1 protein-coding gene is annotated in these 890 nt (G+C 39.8%); it reads left to right on the forward strand.

Translation table 11 applies throughout. The features are described 5' to 3' along the window. Positions 1 to 23: 23 nt before the first annotated feature. The coding region (locus ACS8FD_RS18195; RefSeq protein ID WP_439276884.1) for a trehalose-6-phosphate synthase at positions 24 to 890 on the forward strand (867 nt) is incomplete at its 3' end.

The following is an 890-nucleotide window of genomic DNA, read 5'->3' on the forward strand; positions in this document are numbered from 1 at the left end:
TAATAGGAAACTCAGGCATTTGGATGGGCTGGAATGGTGATATTGTGGACACTTGTGATGACAGCGTTGACAATGAGTTTAACTGTGATGGACAAGCGACTGCAACCGATGCCGATGTTCAAGTGGCAAATAAGAACATTACTTATATGACCACTGCCCTCACCTCTAAACAATATCAGCATTTTTATTGCGGATTTGCTAACAATGTATTGTGGTTGCTGTTGCATGAGCAAGCCCATCTGATTAGCCAAGCGCCAGAAGATTATGCAGGCTATCAAGCGGTCAACCAGCTTTTTGCCAAACAATTAAAAAAGATTATTCAACCCGACGATGTCATTTGGGTACATGATTACCACTTTTTAAGTGTGGCATATTATTGTAGGCAGCTGGGCTTAAATAACCGTATTGGCTTGTTTTTGCACATCCCGTTTGCTCCCCTCACATTTTGGCAAAAGCTTGATCAAAGTCCTGAATTGATTAAGCACCTTGCTCATTACGATGTATTCGGTACACAAACTGAGCAAGATAAAGAAAATTGTCTGGCGGTCTTTAACCATTATTTAAAGGACAGCTATTTAAATACCCGCCACTTAACCGATAGTATGTCAAAAACCGATAGCATGTTAAAAACTAATAATATGCTCAAAGAGTCTACAAATAACCCTGCACATATAGCACAAAATTTTGCTAAGTCCAATCGATCGACTGGTGCGCAGTTGGAGCTTAACCTAGACTTAGATGCTCCGCACCATATAATGATTGATGCTTATCCAATCGGTATAGATGTCGACAAAATACAACAACAGGTCATCAACTCATCTTCATATTTATCTTCGCAATATAAAAGACAAATGCCAGAGAAGACTGATATAAAAACAGCCGTCCAGCAG

It is taken from the genome of Psychrobacter sp. 1U2, assembly GCF_051847575.1.